19 protein-coding genes and 1 pseudogene are annotated in these 17,803 nt (G+C 73.4%); 10 read left to right on the top strand and 10 right to left on the bottom strand.

What is annotated here, in order from left to right; genetic code table 11:
- Positions 1-7: 7 nt before the first annotated feature.
- Both ACWGJM_RS21330 and ACWGJM_RS21335 read right to left on the bottom strand, forming a co-directional pair.
- The gene (locus tag ACWGJM_RS21330; protein ID WP_453413243.1) at positions 8-1,144 is read right to left on the bottom strand and encodes an FAD-dependent oxidoreductase; all 1,137 of its coding nucleotides are present in this window, start codon (positions 1,142-1,144) and stop codon (positions 8-10) included.
- 53 nt (positions 1,145-1,197) lie between these two features.
- Positions 1,198-1,881, bottom strand: a complete 684-nt coding sequence (locus tag ACWGJM_RS21335; RefSeq protein WP_453413244.1) for a TetR/AcrR family transcriptional regulator — start codon at positions 1,879-1,881, stop codon at positions 1,198-1,200.
- Between the two features lie 151 nt (positions 1,882-2,032).
- Here ACWGJM_RS21335 and ACWGJM_RS21340 point away from each other — a divergent pair, with 151 nt between their 5' ends.
- Entirely contained in the window at positions 2,033-3,079 is a 1,047-nt protein-coding gene (locus tag ACWGJM_RS21340) for a LacI family DNA-binding transcriptional regulator (RefSeq protein ID WP_453413387.1), read from the top strand.
- A gap of 94 nt (positions 3,080-3,173) precedes the next feature.
- Complete coding sequence (locus tag ACWGJM_RS21345) at positions 3,174-4,619, top strand: benzaldehyde dehydrogenase (protein ID WP_453413245.1); 1,446 nt, start codon at positions 3,174-3,176, stop codon at positions 4,617-4,619.
- A 21-nt stretch (positions 4,620-4,640) separates the two neighbouring features.
- On the opposite strand, the gene trxA is transcribed toward ACWGJM_RS21345, so the two are convergent.
- Positions 4,641-5,039 carry a thioredoxin gene (trxA, locus tag ACWGJM_RS21350; RefSeq protein WP_453413246.1) on the bottom strand — a complete coding sequence of 133 codons (399 nt, stop codon included), beginning with the start codon at positions 5,037-5,039 and terminating at the stop codon, positions 4,641-4,643.
- Positions 5,040-5,158: 119 nt separating this feature from the next.
- Here trxA and ACWGJM_RS21355 point away from each other — a divergent pair, with 119 nt between their 5' ends.
- The gene (locus ACWGJM_RS21355) at positions 5,159-6,589 is read left to right on the top strand and encodes a dihydrolipoyl dehydrogenase family protein (RefSeq protein WP_453413247.1); all 1,431 of its coding nucleotides are present in this window, start codon (positions 5,159-5,161) and stop codon (positions 6,587-6,589) included.
- A gap of 295 nt (positions 6,590-6,884) precedes the next feature.
- Here ACWGJM_RS21355 and ACWGJM_RS21360 read toward each other — a convergent pair whose 3' ends face one another.
- Positions 6,885-7,529 (bottom strand): peptide deformylase, encoded by a 645-nt coding sequence (locus ACWGJM_RS21360; protein ID WP_453413248.1) that lies wholly within the window; start codon positions 7,527-7,529, stop codon positions 6,885-6,887.
- 132 nt (positions 7,530-7,661) lie between these two features.
- On the opposite strand from ACWGJM_RS21360, the gene ACWGJM_RS21365 reads away from it, so the two are divergent.
- The 4 genes from ACWGJM_RS21365 to ACWGJM_RS21380 are packed head-to-tail and all read left to right on the top strand — an operon-like array spanning position 7,662 to position 11,091.
- On the top strand, positions 7,662-9,071 hold the full coding sequence (locus ACWGJM_RS21365) for a PepSY-associated TM helix domain-containing protein (RefSeq protein ID WP_453413249.1): 1,410 nt from the start codon (positions 7,662-7,664) through the stop codon (positions 9,069-9,071).
- A gap of 37 nt (positions 9,072-9,108) precedes the next feature.
- Positions 9,109-9,570 (top strand): BlaI/MecI/CopY family transcriptional regulator, encoded by a 462-nt coding sequence (locus tag ACWGJM_RS21370; protein ID WP_453413250.1) that lies wholly within the window; start codon positions 9,109-9,111, stop codon positions 9,568-9,570.
- A gap of 6 nt (positions 9,571-9,576) precedes the next feature.
- The gene (locus ACWGJM_RS21375) at positions 9,577-10,506 is read left to right on the top strand and encodes a M56 family metallopeptidase (protein WP_453413251.1); all 930 of its coding nucleotides are present in this window, start codon (positions 9,577-9,579) and stop codon (positions 10,504-10,506) included.
- Between the two features lie 15 nt (positions 10,507-10,521).
- A complete protein-coding gene (locus tag ACWGJM_RS21380) occupies positions 10,522-11,091 on the top strand; it encodes a GNAT family N-acetyltransferase (protein WP_453413252.1) in 570 nt (189 codons plus the stop codon).
- Positions 11,092-11,139: 48 nt separating this feature from the next.
- Here the strand turns inward: ACWGJM_RS21380 and ACWGJM_RS21385 are convergent, their stop codons facing one another.
- From ACWGJM_RS21385 to ACWGJM_RS21400, 4 genes are all read right to left on the bottom strand, one after another.
- The gene (locus ACWGJM_RS21385; protein WP_453413388.1) at positions 11,140-11,487 is read right to left on the bottom strand and encodes a tetratricopeptide repeat protein; all 348 of its coding nucleotides are present in this window, start codon (positions 11,485-11,487) and stop codon (positions 11,140-11,142) included.
- 51 nt (positions 11,488-11,538) lie between these two features.
- The gene (locus ACWGJM_RS21390) at positions 11,539-12,003 is read right to left on the bottom strand and encodes a MarR family winged helix-turn-helix transcriptional regulator (RefSeq protein WP_453413253.1); all 465 of its coding nucleotides are present in this window, start codon (positions 12,001-12,003) and stop codon (positions 11,539-11,541) included.
- Complete coding sequence (locus ACWGJM_RS21395) at positions 12,000-12,488, bottom strand: MarR family winged helix-turn-helix transcriptional regulator (protein ID WP_453413254.1); 489 nt, start codon at positions 12,486-12,488, stop codon at positions 12,000-12,002. Before ACWGJM_RS21395 ends, ACWGJM_RS21390 begins: the two co-directional genes overlap by 4 nt.
- A gap of 87 nt (positions 12,489-12,575) precedes the next feature.
- Positions 12,576-13,160 carry a helix-turn-helix domain-containing protein gene (locus ACWGJM_RS21400; protein ID WP_453413255.1) on the bottom strand — a complete coding sequence of 195 codons (585 nt, stop codon included), beginning with the start codon at positions 13,158-13,160 and terminating at the stop codon, positions 12,576-12,578.
- Positions 13,161-13,285: 125 nt separating this feature from the next.
- On the opposite strand from ACWGJM_RS21400, the gene ACWGJM_RS21405 reads away from it, so the two are divergent.
- The 3 genes from ACWGJM_RS21405 (at position 13,286) to ACWGJM_RS21415 (ending at position 15,586) form a co-directional block, all read left to right on the top strand.
- Entirely contained in the window at positions 13,286-14,122 is an 837-nt protein-coding gene (locus ACWGJM_RS21405; protein ID WP_453413256.1) for an EamA family transporter, read from the top strand.
- 70 nt (positions 14,123-14,192) lie between these two features.
- Entirely contained in the window at positions 14,193-14,840 is a 648-nt protein-coding gene (locus ACWGJM_RS21410) for an FMN-binding negative transcriptional regulator (protein WP_453413257.1), read from the top strand.
- A 44-nt stretch (positions 14,841-14,884) separates the two neighbouring features.
- The gene (locus tag ACWGJM_RS21415; RefSeq protein WP_453413258.1) at positions 14,885-15,586 is read left to right on the top strand and encodes a B3/B4 domain-containing protein; all 702 of its coding nucleotides are present in this window, start codon (positions 14,885-14,887) and stop codon (positions 15,584-15,586) included.
- Between the two features lie 26 nt (positions 15,587-15,612).
- Here ACWGJM_RS21415 and ACWGJM_RS21420 read toward each other — a convergent pair.
- A pseudogene (locus ACWGJM_RS21420) lies at positions 15,613-15,969 on the bottom strand (MFS transporter); the annotation flags it as partial.
- A 128-nt stretch (positions 15,970-16,097) separates the two neighbouring features.
- Entirely contained in the window at positions 16,098-17,309 is a 1,212-nt protein-coding gene (locus ACWGJM_RS21425) for a hypothetical protein (RefSeq protein ID WP_453413259.1), read from the bottom strand.
- Between the last annotated feature and the right edge of the window lie 494 nt (positions 17,310-17,803).

Below are 17,803 nucleotides of genomic sequence, written 5' to 3' on the forward strand. Positions count from 1 at the left end.
GACCGGCTCAGCGCCAGGCGGTGAACGCGTCCACCAGGCCCTGCGGTGCGTCCGAGCGGAACAGCAGCAGGCCGTTGTCGGCCGACTCCGCCGCGGAGGCCTCGCTGCGGGGGAACATCTTCTCCTCGTACGCGGCCAGCGCGGACTCCGTGTCGCCCGGGTGGGCGGCCAGCGCCAGGCCCAGTTCGGCCCCGTCGAGCATGGCCAGGTTGGCGCCCTCGCCGGCGAACGGCGACATCAGGTGGGCCGCGTCACCGAGCAGCGTGACACCGGGGACCCGCTCCCAGCGGTGGCCGACCGGCAGGGCGTGGATCCGCCGGGGCACCAGCGGACCGTCGGCGTCCGCGATCAGTGCCCGCAAGCTCTTGTCCCAGTCGCTGAAGTGCTCCAGCACCGCCCGCTTGGCGGCCTCGGTGCCGGCGAAGTCGATCCCGTCCAGCCACTCCTCGGGCGCTTCGAGCGCGACGTAGACGTGCAGGCTGCCGTCGGTCTCGCGGTGGGCGAGGAGGCCCCGCCCCGCGCCGAGCGCGAACAGCATCCCGCCGCCGACCACGTCGGCGCTCACCGGATGACGTACGTCAGCGTCCGGCAGGTCCGCTTCGACGAACGACACCCCGGTGTACGCGGGCCGGGCGTCCGAGACCAGTGGGCGCACCCGCGACCAGGCGCCGTCGGCACCGACCAGCAGATCGGTCGTGAAGGAGCCGCCGTCGGCGAGCGTCACCTCGTGCCGGCCGGCGCCGAGCGGACGGACGTCGGTGACCTTCGCGCCCCAGCGGATCGTGCCCTCGGGCAGTGAGCCGAGCAGCAGCCCGCGCAGCTCACCCCGGTCGATTTCCGGGCGCCCGCCGGTGCCGTCGTCGGGCGTCTCCATGCGGACGCGGGCGTCCTTGTCGAGGATCCGCATCGCCTCCCCGCCCTGGTGGACGAGGGTCAGGAACTCCTCGTGCAGACCGGCGGCGCGCAGCGCCTCCTGCCCGGAGTCGTCATGGATGTCGAGCATGCCGCCCTGCACGCGGGCTTCGGGGGAGTGATCGAGATCGTGGACGGCGGCTTCGATGCCGTGCACGTGCAGGACCCGGGCGAGGGTGAGCCCGCCGAGACCGGCGCCGACGACGGCTATGGGGTGGTGCGGGACGGACATGACGGCCTCCTGGGCTCATTCATTCGGGAACGGCGGTCATTCGGGCACGGCGGTCATTCGGGTACGGCGGTCCGCTCGATGCCGTTGATCAGCGTCTGGAAGGCCCACGACATACGGGCCCGGGGCGGCCCCGCCAGCAGCACGCCGACGGTCGCCGCGATGTGCGGATGGGTGCACGGGGATGCGTTGCGCAGGGCCCCGACCAGGGCGTCCCAGTCGTCCTGGTGGGTGGGCGAGGCATCCTGCTCGGAGTGCTCGGCGGCCTGCGCGGTGGCGAGCTGGAGCAGTATGTCCACGCCCCACGCCGCCTGGGCGGGCGGCACACCGCCCTCGTCGAGCAGCGCCAGCAATGTCTCGATCAGGTTCAGGTAGTTGGGGCCGCTCGGACGGGCCGTCAGCGCCGCCCGGGCGAGGCTCGGGTGTTCGAAGAGCATCATCGTGTACGCGGTGAGCACCTGCTCCAGACGGTCCCGCCAGGATCCCTCCCGAGGAGCGGGGCCGACCGTGCCGAGCAGCTCGTCCAGGACGGCGGCGTGGAGTTCGTCGGTGTTGCGGACGTAGACGTACAGCGATGCCGGGCCGGTGTCGAGCTCCTGCGCGAGGCGTCGCATGGTCACCTTGCGCAGACCTTCGGCACGCAGCAGTTCGACGGCGGCGGCCACGATGCCCTCCCGGCTCAGGGCGGGCTTGGCCGGACGTTCGCGGCGGCTGCGGGGGGAGTCGGGGCGCTCTGTCATGCCCTCACGGTAACGAACATGTTCGTCTCGAACAAGTTCGTAACGAACATGTTCGGCAGTTTATGCGAGCAGCCGACGTGGCCGCCCCCGGGTTCGTGCAACCGTGAACCACCTTCCCCCGCGCGCCCCCGGCCCCGGGCCTTCTGCCAAGATGCGGTACGTCATGGTGCAGATACCGAACTCGCCCTCGCCCGGGTCGCCCGCACCGCGCTCCGTTCCCACGAGCGCCGATGTGGCCCGCCTGGCAGGCGTCTCGCGCGCGACCGTCTCCTACGTCCTGAACAACACCAGTGCGGTACGGATCAGCGAGCCGACGCGCCGCCGCGTCCACCAGGCCGCGAAGGAACTCGGGTACGTGCCCCACGCGGCGGCCCGCAGTCTGCGCGCCGGACACAGCCGCATGGTGCTGATGCCCGCCCCGACCGTCCCCGTCGGCCCGCTCTACGGCCAGTTCATCAACGAACTCCAGTGGGCCCTCGGCCACTTGGACTACACCGTCGTGCAGTACGGCACCGTCGGCCTGCACGGCGACGAGGCCGCCCGGGCCTGGGCCGAACTGCGGCCGGTCGCCGTCCTGGTGCCCGGCGCCGGACTCGGTCCCGCGGGTGTCGCCGTGCTCAAGCGGGCCGGTGCCCGAGCCGTCGTCACCCTCGGCCCCGAGCGGATCGAGGGCGCGCACGCGCTGCTGATGGACCATGCCGGCGTCGGCCACTGCGCCGGCGCCCACCTCCACGCCCGCGGCCGGCGCCGCATCGGGGTCGTCGTCCCCGAGGAGCCCGGCCTCGAGGTCTTCTCCCGGCCCCGCCTGGAGGGCGTACGGCAGGCCCTGCGCGACACGGACGCCACGGTCACCGCGCTCCCGCTCGCCCACGACGAGCAAGCCGCCGCCCGACTGGCCGTGCGATGGCGGGAGTTGGACCTCGACGCGGTGTTCGCGTACAACGACGAGTACGCGATGCTGCTGATGCGCGCCCTCCAGGACGAGGGCGTGCGCATCCCCGAGGACACGGCGGTGATCGGGTCCGACGACCTGATGCTCGGCCGTCTGCTGCGCCCCCGGCTCAGCACGATCCACATCGAGCTGCCCTCCGGCCGCGACCTCGCCGAACTCGTCGACCGCGCGGTGCGCGAACCCGGCGCCGCACCCGAGACGCGCAAGGTGCTGGGTGCGTCGGTGGTCCAGCGGGACTCCAGCTGATCGCGCAGCTGAGCGTGCGACTGATCGCGCGACTGATCGCGCACTAGGATGTTGCGCGCTCAACCAAATGCCCACCGGCGATCGGAGAGCCGCCATGCCGTTGCTCGAACCCAGGACCTGGCAGTCCGTCAACTCCCGTGTACTGCGGGGAATCCAGCACACCGTGACCGAGCCCGCCACCGGCGACCCGCTCGGCACGGTAGTCCTCGCCGCCCCCGAGGACGTCGAGGCGGCCGCGCGGGCGGCCCGCACCGCACAGCGGGAGTGGGCCCGCGCTCCCCACTTCGTCCGCGCCCAAGTGCTGCGCAGGGCCGGTGACTTGTTCACCGAGCACGCCGAAGAACTGCGCGAGTGGATCGTCCGTGAGTCCGGTTCCATCCCCGGCAAGGCGGACTTCGAACTGCACGTCGCCGCCCAGGAGTGCTACGAGGCCGCCGCCCTCGCCTCCCGCCCCGCCGGACAGGTCCTGCCCAGCGAGGCCCCCCGGCTGTCGTACACCCGCCGGGTCCCGGCCGGCGTCGTCGGCGTGATCTCCCCCTTCAACGCCCCGCTGATCCTCTCCATACGCTCCGTCGCCCCGGCCCTCGCACTGGGCAACGCGGTCGTGCTGAAGCCGGATCCGCGCACCGCGGTCTGCGGCGGGCTCGCCCTCGCCGCCGTCCTCGCGGAGGCGGGGCTGCCGGAGGACCTGCTGCATGTGCTGCCCGGCGGGGCCGACGTCGGCGCCGCCCTGGTCGAGGACCCGCGGGTGCCGGTCATCTCCTTCACCGGATCCACCGCGGCGGGCCGCGCGGTCGGCGAGGCGGCCGGCCGCCACCTCAAGCGCGCGCACCTCGAACTCGGCGGCAACTCCGCACTGCTCGTGCTGGAGGACGCCGATCTCGACGCGGTGATCTCCACCGCCGCCTGGGGCTCGTTCTTCCACCAGGGGCAGATCTGCATGACGACCGGCCGCCACCTGGTGCACGCCTCCCTCTACGAGGAGTACGTCGAACGGCTCGCCGCCAAGGCCGACTCCCTGGCGGTCGGCGACCCGCACCGCGACCAGGTGCACCTCGGCCCGGTCATCGACGAGGGCCAGCTCGCCAAGATCCACGGCCTGGTCGGGGCGAGCACCGCGCGCGGCGCGAAGCTCGCCGCGGGCGGCACGCACGACCGGCTCTTCTACCGGCCGACGGTCCTCGCGGGCGTCGACGACGACAGTCCCGCCTACGCCCAAGAGGTGTTCGGCCCCGTCGCGCCCGTACGGTCGTTCCGTACCGCCGACGAGGCGGCCGCCCTCGCGGCGGACGGCCCGTACGGGCTCTCCCTGGGCATCGTCACCAGGGACGCGGCACGCGGCCTGGACCTTGCCGAGCGCATTCCCACCGGCATCGTCCACATCAACGACCAGACGGTGAACGACGAGGCCGTGGCGCCCTTCGGCGGGATCGCCGCGTCCGGCACCGGCGCCCGCTTCGGCGGCGAGGCCAACCTGGAGGCCTTCACCGAGGTGCGCTGGACGACGGTGCGCGGGGACGTGGCGACGTATCCGTTCTAGGCGACGTGCCCGGCCCGTGCCTTACTCGGCGGCGGCCTGTCCGTCGCCCTGTCCGTCGCCCTGCTGCGCGGCGATGCTCTTGCGGACCTCGTCCATGTCCAGCTTCCGGGCCTGCCCGATGACGTCCGTGAGGGCGGACTCGGGCAGCGCGCCGGGCTGGGCGAACACGGCGACCTGGTCACGGACGATCATCAGGGTCGGGATCGACTGGATACCGAAGGCCTGGGCCAGCTCCGGCTGGGCCTCGGTGTCCACCTTGCCGAACACCAGGTCCGGGTTCTCCTCGGCCGCCTTCTCGTACACGGGCGCGAACTGACGGCACGGCCCGCACCAGGAGGCCCAGAAATCGATCAGGACGAACTCGTTGTCCGTGACCGTCTGGTCGAAGTTCTCCTTGGTGAGCTCCACGGTGCTGCTCATGCGTCTACCTCTTCCTTGACATGGGGGCGCAAGCCGTGGGGAAAACACGGCCCGCTGAGTACATATTCCGGCCCCCTACCCGTGTGGCCACCGGGCACACCACCCACCAGACTGGGCCCATGACGGAAACGGAATCCATCGTTTACGACGTCGTCGTGCTCGGGGCCGGCCCGGTGGGGGAGAACGTCGCCGACCGCACCCGTGCGGCGGGTCTGACCACCGCGGTCGTCGAGAGCGAGCTGGTCGGCGGCGAGTGCTCCTACTGGGCGTGCATGCCCAGCAAGGCGCTGCTGCGGCCGGTCATCGCCCGAGCCGACGCCCGCCGCCTGCCCGGCCTGAGCCAGGCCGTCCAGGGACCCCTCGACACGGCCGCCGTGCTCGCCCGGCGGGACGAGTACACCTCGCACTGGAAGGACGACGGCCAGGTCGGCTGGCTGGACGGCATCGGCGCCGACCTCCACCGCGGCCACGGCAGGCTCGCCGGACCCCGCACGGTCACCGTGACCGGCCCCGACGGCCGCCTCACCACCCTCACCGCCCGGCAGGCCGTCGCCGTGTGCACCGGCACCCGTGCCGGGCTGCCGAACCTGCCCGGGCTCGCCGAGGTGCGGCCGTGGACCAGCCGGGAGGCCACCAGCGGGAAGTCCGCGCCGGGTCGGCTGATCGTGGTCGGCGGAGGTGTCGTGGCCACCGAGATGGCCACCGCCTGGCAGGCCCTCGGTTCGCAGGTCACCGTCCTGGTCCGGGGCAAGGGCCTGCTGTCCCGCATGGAGCCGTTCGCCGGCGAACTGGTCGCCGAGGGGCTCACGGAGATCGGCGCCGACGTCCGCACCGGCACGTCCGTGGAGTCGGTGACCCGGGAGAACGGCACCGTCGTGGCCGTCACCGGCTCGGGCGACCGCCTCGAGGCCGACGAGATCCTGTTCGCCACCGGCCGCGCCCCGCGCACCGACGACATCGGCCTCGACACCGTCGGCCTGGAACCCGGCTCCTGGCTGGACGTCGACGACAGCCTGCGCGTCACCGGCACCGAGTGGCTGTACGCCGTCGGCGACGTCAACCACCGCGCCCTGCTCACCCACCAGGGCAAGTACCAGGCCCGTATCGCGGGCGCCGCCATCGCCGCCCGCGCCGCCGGCGGGACCGTCCCGGACTCCGAGCCCTGGGGCGCCCACGCCGCCACCGCCGACCACCACGCCGTACCGCAGGTCGTCTTCACCGACCCCGAGGCCGCCGCGGTCGGCCTCTCCCTCGCCGAGGCGGAACAGGCCGGCCACCGGGTCCGCGCCGTCGACGTCGAGTTCTCCTCCGTCGCCGGGGCCGGCCTGTACGCCGACGGCTACCGGGGCCGCGCCCGCATGGTCGTCGACCTCGAGGGCGAGATCCTGCGCGGCGTCACCTTCGTCGGGCCCGGCGTCGGCGAACTCATCCACTCGGCCACCATCGCCGTCGCCGGCCAGGTCCCCATCAGCCGCCTGTGGCACGCCGTCCCGTCCTACCCGACTCTCAGCGAGGTCTGGCTGCGGCTGCTGGAGGCCTACCGGGGCTGAGCATGTCCGCGCGGGGCGGTGGGGGCGGGCCTGGGCTGTCTCGCCCCCGCCGCCCCTGCCCATTCCCGTCCCCAGGGGCTCCGCCCCTTCGACCCCGCCGGGGCTGCGCCCCGGACCCCGTCGGCCTGAACGGCCTCGTCCTCAGACGCCGGACGGGCTGAGAGGGGGCTGCGCCTCCCAGTCGGGTGGGACGGCAGAGGGGGCCGCGCCTCCCAGTCGACCCGCACGGGTGGTGGGTGGGCACAGGCCCGGGGGTCTGGGGGCGGAGCTCCCAGCGCTCCCGCGCCGCCGTGGTTCAGGGCAGGTCGAACCCCAGCTCCCGCGCGGCCCGCTCAGGCGTCGGCTGAGGCCAGCGCAGCGCCATCGCCTCGTTCGACGACAGGGAGCGCAGCTCGGCCCGGTCGAGGTAGAGGGTGCCGTCGAGGTGGTCCGTCTCGTGCTGGACGATACGGGCGGGCCAGCCGGTGAAGAGCTCGTCGACCGCACGCCCGTGCTCGTCCTCGGCCCGCAGCCGTACCTCGGCGTGCCGGGCGACCACCGCCTGCCAGCCGGGCACGCTCAGGCAGCCCTCGAAGAACGCCGCCCGGCCCTCTCCCACGGGCTCGTACGACGGATTGACCAGCACCCGGAACGGCTGCGGCACCCGGCCACGGGCCAGCCGGATCTCCTCCGGCACCGGCGCCGGGTCCTCGATGACCGCGATCCGCAGTCCCACCCCGACCTGCGGCGCGGCGAGCCCCACGCCCGGTGCCGCGTGCATGGTGACGCGCAGCGCCTGGACGAACCTGGCCAGCAGTGCGGGCTCCAACTGGCCCTCGAACGGCTCGGTCCCGCGCCGCAGCACCGGGTCACCGGCCGCCACGATCGGCAACGGACCGTCGGTGGCGAGGAGTTCCTCGACCCGCTCGGCAAGGGGCGTACGACCTGAGGGAGATGCCATCACTCCAGGATGGCACGCCCCCCGCACCGCCCGTGTGACGGACGCCACTTCATTTGCCGGGAACTGGCCCGTCCGACGCCCCGACTACTGGACCACCAACCGTGCGAGACAAGCCCCCGGAGAACCCCGCCGATGTCCACCGCTCCCTCGACCACCACGGACGAGGCTCCCCAACGCCCCGCCCCGGCCCCCTCCCCGAGCCGCTGGGCCCCGCTGCGCCCCCTGATGCTCCGTCTGCACTTCTACGCGGGCGTACTCGTCGCGCCGTTCCTGCTGGTCGCCGCCGTGACCGGCCTGCTGTACGCGGGCTCGTTCCAGGCCGAGAAGCTCGTGTACGGCCATGAGCTGACCGTTCCGGTCGACAAGAGCAAGCTGCCCATTTCCGAGCAGGTGGCCGCCGCCCGCAAGGCCCACCCCGAGGGCACCGTCTCCGCCGTGCGCCCCTCGCCGGAGGCGGACGCGACCACCAGGGTGCTGCTGTCCGGCGTCGAGGGCGTCGACGCCGACCACACCCTCGCCGTCTTCGTCGACCCGTACACCGCCAAGGTGCGCGGCGCGCTCGAACAGTACGGATCCACCGGCGCGCTGCCCCTGCGCACCTGGATCGACGAACTCCACCGCGACCTGCACCTCGGCGACACCGGCCGTCTCTACAGCGAGTTCGCCGCCAGCTGGCTGTGGGTGATCGCGGGCGGCGGCCTCGTGCTGTGGTTCTCCCGGCGCCGTGCCCTGCGCAAGGTGCGCGGCACCAGCGGACGGCGACGCACCCTCGGCCTGCACGGCACCGTCGGCGTGTGGGCCGCGGCCGGCTTCTTCTTCCTGTCGGCGACCGGCCTGACGTGGTCGACGTACGCCGGAGCCAACATCGACGAACTGCGCACCTCCCTCGGCCAGGCCACCCCCTCGGTCTCGGCATCGGCGAGCGGCGAGCACGCGGGCCACGGCACGGCCGCCGCCTCGGGAGGGGACGCCGAGCACGGCGTCGGCCTCGACAAGGTGCTCGCCGCGGCCCGGGCGAAGGGCCTCACCGACCCGGTCGAGATCGTCCCGCCCGCCGACGCGAGCACGGCGTACGTGGTCCGGCAGGTACAGCGCAGTTGGCCGGAGAAGCAGGACGCGGTCGCCGTCGACCCGGCCACCGGGCAGGTCACCGACGTCCTGCGGTTCGACGACCACCCGGTGCTCGCCAAGCTGACCCGCTGGGGCATCGACCTGCACACCGGCATCCTGTTCGGGATCGTCAACCAGATCGCGCTGGCGCTGCTCGCGCTCGCCCTGATCCTGCTGATCCTGTGGGGTTACCGCATGTGGTGGCAGCGCGGCCGCGGCTCCGCCTTCGGCCGCCCGATCCCGCGCGGTGCCTGGGCGCAGGTGCTCCCGTACGTCCTGGTCCCGGCGATGGCGGCGATCGCCGTGCTCGGATACTTCGTCCCGCTGCTCGGCATCCCGCTGGCCGCCTTCCTGGCCGTGGACATCGTCCTCGGCGAGATCGCCCACCGCCGTGGGCGCAGGACGTACGGGAGCGCAGCCGACGTGAAGTAGCGTGATCCGACACGCGGACGCCGGAGGGAGACGGGACATGGCGCGGGAAGACCGCCGGGCCCGGCGGCGCGGGCAGGGCGAGCTGGAGGGGCAGGTCCTCGGCGCGCTGCGCGAGGCGGAGGGACCGGTCACCGCGGCCTGGGTGCGGCAGCGGCTCGGCGGCGACCTCGCCCACACCACCGTCGTGACCATCCTGACCCGGCTGCTCGCCAAGGACGTCGTCTCCCGTGAACGGCGGGGCCGCTCCTTCGTATGGACGCCGACCGCCGACGTGGCCCGCCTCGCGGCCCTCAGGATGCGCCGCCTCCTCGACGGCGAACGGGACCGCGAGGCCGTCCTCGCCAGCTTCGTCACCGTCCTGCCGCCCGGCGACGAACAGGTCCTGCGCGCCCTGCTGGAGGCGGCGGACGCCCAGGAGGCGCAGGAGGGCCGGGAGGCGCAGGGCTCGGTGAACACTCGGAACACCGCACCCGAACGACCCTGCGGTACGGAAGACTGACGCCCCATGGGGGTCTTCGTCTTCCTGCCGCTGGTGCTGCCGCTCTCCGCGTGGCCGGTCGCCCGGCTCGCCGAGGTGCACCTGCACCCACGCACGGCCACCCGGCTGCTGACCGCGGTCGCCGTCGCCATGGCCGTGTGCAGCACGCTCTGCCTGGCCCTGCTGATGGTGGTCGGCACCGCCCAGCTGCCCGGCAATCCCCTCCCCGACGGCTGGTCCGACCCGGAGGTACGGGCGGCCGTCCCGCACGACGAGATCGCCGGCCGCGCCGCCATCCCCGCCCTGGCCCTGGTGGCCGCGGCCTGCGGACGCACCCTGGCCCGGCACCGCCGGGTGACCCGCCGGGCCCGGCGGGCGCTGGCCGGAGCACCCGGCACCACCGTCGCCGTCCTGACCGACACAAGGCCCTACGCCTACGCGCTCCCGGGCACCCCGGGCCGGGTGGTCGTCACCAGCGGACTGCTCGACGGTCTCGCCCCGGCCGAACGGCGGGCCCTGTTCGCGCACGAACGCGCCCACCTCGCCGCCCGCCACCACCGCCACCTCCTCGCCGTGCGCCTGGCGGCGCGGGCCAACCCGTTCCTGCGCCCGCTGCGCACCGCGGTCGTCTACACGGCCGAGCGCTGGGCGGACGAGGAGGCCGCCCGGGCGGTGGGCGACCGGCGGACCGTCGCCCGCGCGATCGGCAGGGCCGCGCTGCTCTCCCGAGGCACCACGGCGCCCGCTTTTGCCGCCCTGGCCGCGACCGGGCCCGTACCGCGCCGGGTGGCAGCCCTGCTGGCCCCCGCACCCGTGGCCCGCACCTGGCCGCCGGCGTTCACCGCCGTGGGCCTCGCCGTCTGGGGCGCCGCCGTGGGCACCGTGGTCTCCGCCATGTCCTCGGCGAACTCGGCGGTCACCCTGTTCCTGATCCTGCACGCGGCGACGCCGCTCTGATCCTGGGAGTCGACCATGCTCTCGGTGAAACCGCTCGACGCGGCCACATGGCCGGACTTCGCCCGCCTCGTCGAGGAGCACAAGGGTGTGTGGGGCGGCTGCTGGTGCATGGCCTTCCATGCCGAGGGGGTCGGACGGGACAGGACCCCGGAGCAGAACCGGTCCGAGAAGGAGCGCCGGGTCCGCGAGGGCCGCGCCCACGCCGCCCTGGTCTACGACGGCGGGACCTGCGTCGGCTGGTGCCAGTTCGGCCCGACGGACGAACTGCCCCGCATCAAGCACGAGCGGGCCTACCTCCAGGGGGCCCCGGCCCTGCCGGACTGGCGGATCACCTGCTTCTTCGTCCACCGCGGTCACCGGCGCCAGGGGGTCGCGGCCGCCGCTCTCGAAGGTGCCCTGGGGGAGATCGCCCGGCTCGGCGGAGGCACGGTGGAGAGTTACCCGGAGGACGCGGACGGCCGGTCGGTCTCCGCGTCCTTCCTGTACAACGGCACGGTGTCGCTGTTCGAGAGCCAGGGCTTCACGCGCACCCGCCGCCTGGGCAGGCATCACTGGGTGGTGAGCCGGACCGTCCGCGTGGCCTGACGTGCGAAGGGCCCGGTTCCGCACGGAACCGGGCCCCTCCCGCGTTGCTCAGACGGTCTCGAAGTCGCCCGCGAGCGCCGAGGCGATCCGCAGATGCGAATCCGCCTCCGCGTGCCGCCCCTGCCGCTGGAGCGTGCGGCCCAGCATCAGCCGGGCGTAGTGCTCCACCGGGTCGCGCTCGACGATGAGGCGCAACTCGGCCTCAGCCCGGTGCAGTTGGGCCGAGTGGTAATAGGAGCGTGCCAGCAGCAGCCGGGGACCGGTCTGCTCCGGCACCTCCTCGACCAGCCCGGCCAGCACACGGGCCGCGCCCGCGTAGTCCTTGGCGTCGAAGAACAGCCGCGCCCGCTCCCAGCGCTCCGCCGCCGTCCCCTGGTCGTAGTACGTCGTGTCCACTCGAGACTCCACTGGTGACCTCCTTCGAGGCCGACAACGGAACCCTGTTGTTCAATATTCCACTACGTGGGATTCGGGCAGGGCGGCCAGCTCGGCGTTGGCCCGCTCGGTGATCAGGGCGAGCACGCGGCCCGCGACGGCCCGGTCCTCCTCGGAGATGCCGGCGTAGACCCTGGCGGTGACGGGCCCGGTCGCGGCGGAGATCCTGGCGTAGAACTCCCGTCCGGCGTCCGTGATGCGGATGCGGGACGGCTCCTCGGGGGTCAGGAACCCCAGAGCGATCAGCTCCTCGATCGTGCCGCGCACGTCGGCCTCGTCCACCTTCAGGGCGCCGGTGACGCCGTCGACGAGGTGGGCCGGTTCGACCGGCCCGTCCGCGACGGCGGCGAGCCGCAGGGTGACGGACTGCTGGAAGCTGACGCCGTGCGGGGCCAGCGTGCGCTCCAGGACCGCGCGGGAGGCGTAGTGGGCGAGCGCGATGACGCGGGGGCCGACGGCGGGTGCGGTGGTGGTCATGACTGCTCCGTCTCGTTGCCGTTCGTGGTGAAAGGGTCAAGCGGTGCGTCGAGCAGGGTCGCCAGGTCGCGGGTGAACTCCCGGGCCCGCGGGCTGCCGAGTCCGCCGAGGGGCTCCAGCAGTTGCCGCAGCAGCCCCTGTACGACCTCGATGGCCCGCCCGGTGACCTCGTGGCCCTGCTCGGTGAGCGCCAGCTGCACCGCGCGCGGGTCGCGGGGGTCCCTGGCGCGTTCGATCAGCCCGGCGGACTCCAGGGAGCGCGCCAGTTTGGACACGTACAGCGGTTCCAGGCCGGTGTGGTCGGCGAGCCGGCGCTGACTGGGCCGCAGCCCCGAGCGCTGCATGCCGTACAGCGACGCCACGAGGGAGTACTGGGCGTGGGTGAGGCCCAGCGGGGCCACCGCCCGGTCGACCGCGACCCGCCACTTCATCGACAACCGCCACACCAGGAATCCGGGCGTGGCTCCTTCGGAACCGCTGCTCATGACAGATACAGTACATGGCTACTATGTACATGGCTACTATTTTCGAGCGGCGGAGTCCTGCGGCCGACGGAGTCCGCGCAGACCTGGTCAGGCCGTGGTGGCGGGACCCGGTGGCAGATGGACCGTCATGATCAGGTGGCAGGTCTCGCCGCCCGCGCCGCGGTAGGTGTGCGGGGTGTCGCCGTCGAACGTGGCGGTCTGGCCGGCTTCGACGGAGTGCTCGGTACCGTCGACCACCAGGGTCATCCGGCCGGAGACGACGCTGACGGTCTCCACGACTCCGGCCTGGTGGGGATGGCTCGGGTACTCCTCGTCCGGTTCCAGTCGCCAGCGCCAGACCTCGACAGGCGCCGGGCCCGAGGTCGTCAGCATGAGCCTGGCCTCGCTGCCCCGCTCTCCGGTCCACAGGGGTGCGAGGGCGTCGGCGGACACGACCCGGACCCGGCCGTCGGACGGTCCCTGCATCAGCGCGGACACCGAGATGCCCAGGGTGTCGGCCAGCCGGACCAGGGTGGCCAGGTTGGGATTGCCCTGGGCCTTCTCCAGCGCCACCAGAGCCCCCTTGCTGACCTGGGCGCGCCGACCGAGCTCGTCCAGGGACAGGCCCGCGCGGGTGCGGGCCGCCCGGACGTTGTGCGCGACCGTCCGCAGGGCCGCGGCCGTCTCGGGCATGTGAGCTCCATCCTGGCCGGCCTTGTCCGTGGGCCGCTTCGATGCACCGCGCGGTCGTTCGGTTGACATCGGCCGGTCGTTGCGTTGTACGGTCTAGTCGTTCCACTGATGATAAGGGATGTGCTGTGATCGCTCTGCTGCTGGCCCTGGGCAGCTCACTCGCCTACGGATGCGCCGACTTCCTCGGCGGCCTCGGCGCCCGCAAGGCCCATGTGCTGCGCACCGTGATGGTCGCGGCCCCGGCCAGTCTCGCGGTCGAGCTGCTGCTGTGGCCGGTGCTCGGCGCTTCCTTCAGCGCCGGCGCTCTCGCCTGGGGCGCCGCGTCCGGGATCGCCTCGGCCGCCGCGTTCGCCCTGCTCTACCGCACCCTGGCGATCGGCCCGATGAACGTGCTGTCGCCCGTGACCGCGCTGGTATCCGCCGCGCTGCCCGTCGGCGTCGGACTGCTCCAGGGTGAGCGGCTGACCGCTGCCGGACTGGTGGGCCTGCCCCTCGCGCTGGCCGCGGTGGTGCTGGTCAGCGCCGGACACGGCGCGGGCGCCGGCCGCCCGTCGCGTACGGCGCTGCTGCTGGCCTTCGGCGCGGGTACCGCCATCGCCCTTCAGCTGATCTGCCTGCACCAGGCGCCGTCCGACAGCGGAGTGGCGCCGCTGATCACCGGCCGGGCCGTCGCCTCGGCGGTCACTCTGGCCGCGGCGGGGCTGCTGCACCGCAGGCTGGGCGCCGAGCGGCCCGCGTACACGATGTCGGCGGCCGCGGGCGTACTGGACTCGCTGGCCAACCTGCTGTTCCTGCTCGCCGCCCGCGGCGGGGACCTGACCGTGGTCGCCGTGATCACCGCGCTCTACCCGGCCGGCACCGTCCTGCTCGCCCGCGGCGTGCTCGCCGAACGCATCCAGCGCGGCCAGCTCGTCGGCCTGGGCACCGCCGCTGTGGCCGTCGGCCTCCTCGCCCTGACCTGAGCCGGCCCCGGCGGCCGCGCGGCCCACGCCCCGGCCGCGACCGTGACCTCGACCGCACAAGGAGAACCGCGTGTTCATACAGCCCTGGGACACCAGCCTCGACGAGGCCGAATGGCAGACCTGGATAGCCGACGGCCACGACTTCGGGCAGCTGAGCGTCAACGGCCTGCCCGGCCGGCCGCCCACCGTCGTCCCCACCCACTTCTCCTGTGACGACCGCGACCTCCTCGTCCACCTCGCCCGGCCGAACCCGGCCTGGACGGCGATCGAGCACGACCCGAACGTCACCTTCACCGTCATCGGCGACTACGCCTTCGTCCCCGGCCCCTGGCGCGCCAAGCCCGGCACCCCGCCCACGGACGGCGTGCCCACCAGCTACTACGCGGCCGTCCAGTTCAGCTGCCGCGCCCACATCGTCGACGACCCCGAGGCCAAGGCCGAGCTGCTGCGCCGCCAGCTGACCCACTTCCAGCCCGACGGCGACCACGCCCCCGTCGCGGTCGACCAGCCGCCCTACGGCCGGATGCTGTCCGGAATCCGCGGACTGCGCCTGGAAGTCACCGACGTGCTGGCCAAGTTCAAGTACGACGACCACAAGCCGGTCGAACACCGCACCGCCGTCGCCGACCGCCTCACCGCGCGCGGCCGGGGCCTGGACGTGCCCACCGCCCGCCAGCAGCTCCGCCGCCTGGACCGCGTCGGCCCCTGGAAGCCCTGACCCCGGTACTCACCGCCCGCACCCAGGAAACGGAAACCCCGCCCATGCCCGCCTTCCGCCTCGCCCCCGCCGTCGCAGCGGCCTTCCCCGACACCCTCATCGCCCTGGTCACCGCCACCGGCCTGCACGGCCACGAGCCCTGGCCGCACACCGCCGCCGCGCTGACGGAACTGGAGCAGCAACTCGCCGACGGCACCTGGCACCCCGCCGACGAGACCGACCCCCGCATCGAGGCCTGGCACACCGCCTACCGCTCCTTCGGCACCAACCCCCGCCGCGTCCGGCCCAGCGTCGACGCCCTCGGCCGCCGCCTCGCCAAGAAGGGCACCCTGCCGCGCATCAACCCGGCCGTCGACTCCTACAACGCCGTCTCCGTCCGCCACGGCCTGCCCGCCGGCGCCTTCGACCTGGACCACGTCACCGGCGACGTCGACATCCGCCACGCGGACGGCACCGAGTCCTTCACCCCGCTCGGCGAACCCGGCACCGTGGAGAATCCCAAGCCCGGCGAGATCATCTACGCGGACACCACCGGCGTGCTGACCCGCCACTGGAACCACCGCGACGCCCACCGCACCCGCGTCACCGAGGACTCCACGCACGTCGCCTTCCTCCTCGAAACCCTCGACGCCACCCGCGACGGCGACCTCCTCAAGGTCGCGGCCGACGAACTCCAGGCGCTCCTGGCCGCACACGCCGGACAGACCACCGTCGCCTACCTCGGCCCGGCCCAGGCCACCGCCTGAGAGTGCCGAGGTCACTCACTCCGAGCTCACGAGCCCGCTCGCGCCGGGTGGCAGCGACCGCTGAGCCGCGTTCCCTGATCCTTCTCGGTGGCGACCGCGCCGGCGAACAGGAGCGTCGCGGCGGCGAGGCTGCCCCAGCGGGCGGCCGAGCCGTGGGGCGCCAGAGCGGTGATGACCGCCGGGGAGACGGCGACACCGAAGCCCGTGGAGAGCTCGAAGCGGGCGGGAGCGCGTCCCAGGACATGGGCCGGGGCGAGGACGGTGACGAGTGCGGTGGCGCTGCCGGCACAGATGATCTCGCCGATGGTGCAGATCACGGACACCGCGGCGACGGCCGGGGCGCCCCAGCCGTGTCCCAGTGAGGTGGCCGCGAGGAAGCCGGCGATCTCCCCGACCTGACGGCCCTGGGCACCGACCTGCTGGCGGCCGTACTGCGCTGAGACGACGCTTCTTCGCCGAGGTGATGCCAACCTCCCGGCGGGGCTGGATGTCGCCGCGGGGCTCTGCCCGGTCACGAGGCGGGGCGCAGTGAGCCTCCGCCCTGCAAGGCGTACGTGCGGCCGTCCAGGTCGTCGTTCGCGCTGAGAGCGGGGTCGTACGTGACAGTGTGACCGTTTCCGATGATGTTGGCGATGGTGTCGCCGGAGATGCCGCCGGGGTCGGAGAAGGCGGTGATCGCGGAGTCGGCGGTGACGTTCCAGCTGCTGCCGGCGTCAAGGGCCAGTGCCGTACCGGTCGCGCTGCCGGACAGGGCCGTTCCTCCCGTGAGGGCGACCGAGGCATTGCCGCCACCCGTGGCGCGTACGTCTCCGGTCAGCGTCTCGCCGACCGCGGTGAGGGTGGCCGTGCCGCCGTTCAGCACGGTGAGGAGACGGCCGCCGGCGGTGATCGCCGCGCCGTCCTGGACGGTGAGGGTCGCGTTGGTGCCGTCGACGTCGAAGGCGTCGCCGCCGCCCGCGTCCAGCGAACCGCCCCGGACGGTCACCGTCGCGGAGCCGCGCAGCGTGCCGCCGGCGCTGTTGAAGGCCCTGACGCCGCCTGCCGCGCCGGTGGCGGTCACATGGTCGAGGGTGAGGGTGTTGGCGCCGTCCACGGTGGCCGCGTAGTCGTCTGCCGAGCCGATCGTGGTGCCGGAGGCGGTGAGCGTTCCGGTGGAGGCGAGGGCGGGCGATGAAGGGCCGGTGGCGGTGGCGGTGCCGCCGGTGAGGGTGAGCCGGGCGTCGGCCAGCGTGGCCGCCGCGGCGGCGGACTGCTCCCCGGTCGTGGCGAGTTCGACGCCCCGCAGGCTCATCGTGGCGCCGAGATTGGCGTCGGCGGCGTTGGAGTAGCTGCCGGAGGTGGTGACACGGCCGCCCGTCACGGACAGGGTCGAGCCGTCGTTGGTGACGAAGACCCCGCCGGCGCCCTTCCCGTCCGTGACGACCTCGCTGCCGGAAAGATTGATCGCGGCGCCGTACTCGGCGAGCACCGCGGCGTTCTGGCCGTAGATGCGGCTGTTGCCGAGGTCTGTGGTGTCGCCGGACTTGGTGACCGTGGAGTCGCCCAGAGTGAAGGTGCCGCCCGTGACCAGTACGGCGTCGATGTCGGCGGCGGTGGTGCCGTACTGCCGGCCGGTGAGGGAGACGGTGCCGCGGCTCTGGTTGTACGTGCCCAGTGCCTCGTCCCGGGCCGCGGCCTGTGCGGGACCCGGGAGCACACCCAGGGCGCCGACGAGTAGCACCATGGCGGGGACGGTGGTGCGTAAGGGCCTGGGAAGCAGGTGTGCCACGGCATGTGCCTTTCTTGTTCCTTGCGGAGGGACGGCGAGCGGAAGGAAGCGGGCGTGCGCGTCGGTCACGCCCGCCCCGGTCGCGCGATCGAACGCTGTGATTCTGCCAGCCGCGGCCGGCACCACCCCCGGCCATCCGGCAGCAAGAGACCGTTCTGCGATCGACGTTCGGCATGGCTGCCATCCGGCACGGGTGTGGTTTCGGGGCCGGCTGGTCGCTGCGGGTCAGCCACGCACCGCGGCCAGGCACTCGTCGTACAGGTCCATGATGTCGCCCTTGCCGTCGGTGCCGGCCCACGTCATCGATGCGGCATCCACACAGGCGAACGCCGTCGTGATCGCCGCGCGGGCCTTCGCGTCCGGGCTGCCGTCAGCAGCTTGCCGAGCTCGACCGGACGGGTGGTGGCCGGCAGCGCCCCGCGCTGGAGCTGCACCGGCGCACGATCTGC

Source organism: Streptomyces sp. NPDC054834, assembly GCF_053611185.1.

Coding starts and splice junctions, on each gene's coding strand:
- ACWGJM_RS21330 (WP_453413243.1), bottom strand. CDS start 1,144: ATGTCCGTCCCGCACCACCCCATAGCCGTCGTCGGCGCCGGTCTCGGC.
- ACWGJM_RS21335 (WP_453413244.1), bottom strand. CDS start 1,881: ATGACAGAGCGCCCCGACTCCCCCCGCAGCCGCCGCGAACGTCCGGCC.
- ACWGJM_RS21340 (WP_453413387.1), top strand. CDS start 2,033: ATGCGGTACGTCATGGTGCAGATACCGAACTCGCCCTCGCCCGGGTCG.
- ACWGJM_RS21345 (WP_453413245.1), top strand. CDS start 3,174: ATGCCGTTGCTCGAACCCAGGACCTGGCAGTCCGTCAACTCCCGTGTA.
- trxA (WP_453413246.1), bottom strand. CDS start 5,039: ATGAGCAGCACCGTGGAGCTCACCAAGGAGAACTTCGACCAGACGGTC.
- ACWGJM_RS21355 (WP_453413247.1), top strand. CDS start 5,159: ATGACGGAAACGGAATCCATCGTTTACGACGTCGTCGTGCTCGGGGCC.
- ACWGJM_RS21360 (WP_453413248.1), bottom strand. CDS start 7,529: ATGGCATCTCCCTCAGGTCGTACGCCCCTTGCCGAGCGGGTCGAGGAA.
- ACWGJM_RS21365 (WP_453413249.1), top strand. CDS start 7,662: ATGTCCACCGCTCCCTCGACCACCACGGACGAGGCTCCCCAACGCCCC.
- ACWGJM_RS21370 (WP_453413250.1), top strand. CDS start 9,109: ATGGCGCGGGAAGACCGCCGGGCCCGGCGGCGCGGGCAGGGCGAGCTG.
- ACWGJM_RS21375 (WP_453413251.1), top strand. CDS start 9,577: ATGGGGGTCTTCGTCTTCCTGCCGCTGGTGCTGCCGCTCTCCGCGTGG.
- ACWGJM_RS21380 (WP_453413252.1), top strand. CDS start 10,522: ATGCTCTCGGTGAAACCGCTCGACGCGGCCACATGGCCGGACTTCGCC.
- ACWGJM_RS21390 (WP_453413253.1), bottom strand. CDS start 12,003: ATGACCACCACCGCACCCGCCGTCGGCCCCCGCGTCATCGCGCTCGCC.
- ACWGJM_RS21395 (WP_453413254.1), bottom strand. CDS start 12,488: ATGAGCAGCGGTTCCGAAGGAGCCACGCCCGGATTCCTGGTGTGGCGG.
- ACWGJM_RS21400 (WP_453413255.1), bottom strand. CDS start 13,160: ATGCCCGAGACGGCCGCGGCCCTGCGGACGGTCGCGCACAACGTCCGG.
- ACWGJM_RS21415 (WP_453413258.1), top strand. CDS start 14,885: ATGCCCGCCTTCCGCCTCGCCCCCGCCGTCGCAGCGGCCTTCCCCGAC.
- ACWGJM_RS21425 (WP_453413259.1), bottom strand. CDS start 17,309: ATGGTGCTACTCGTCGGCGCCCTGGGTGTGCTCCCGGGTCCCGCACAG.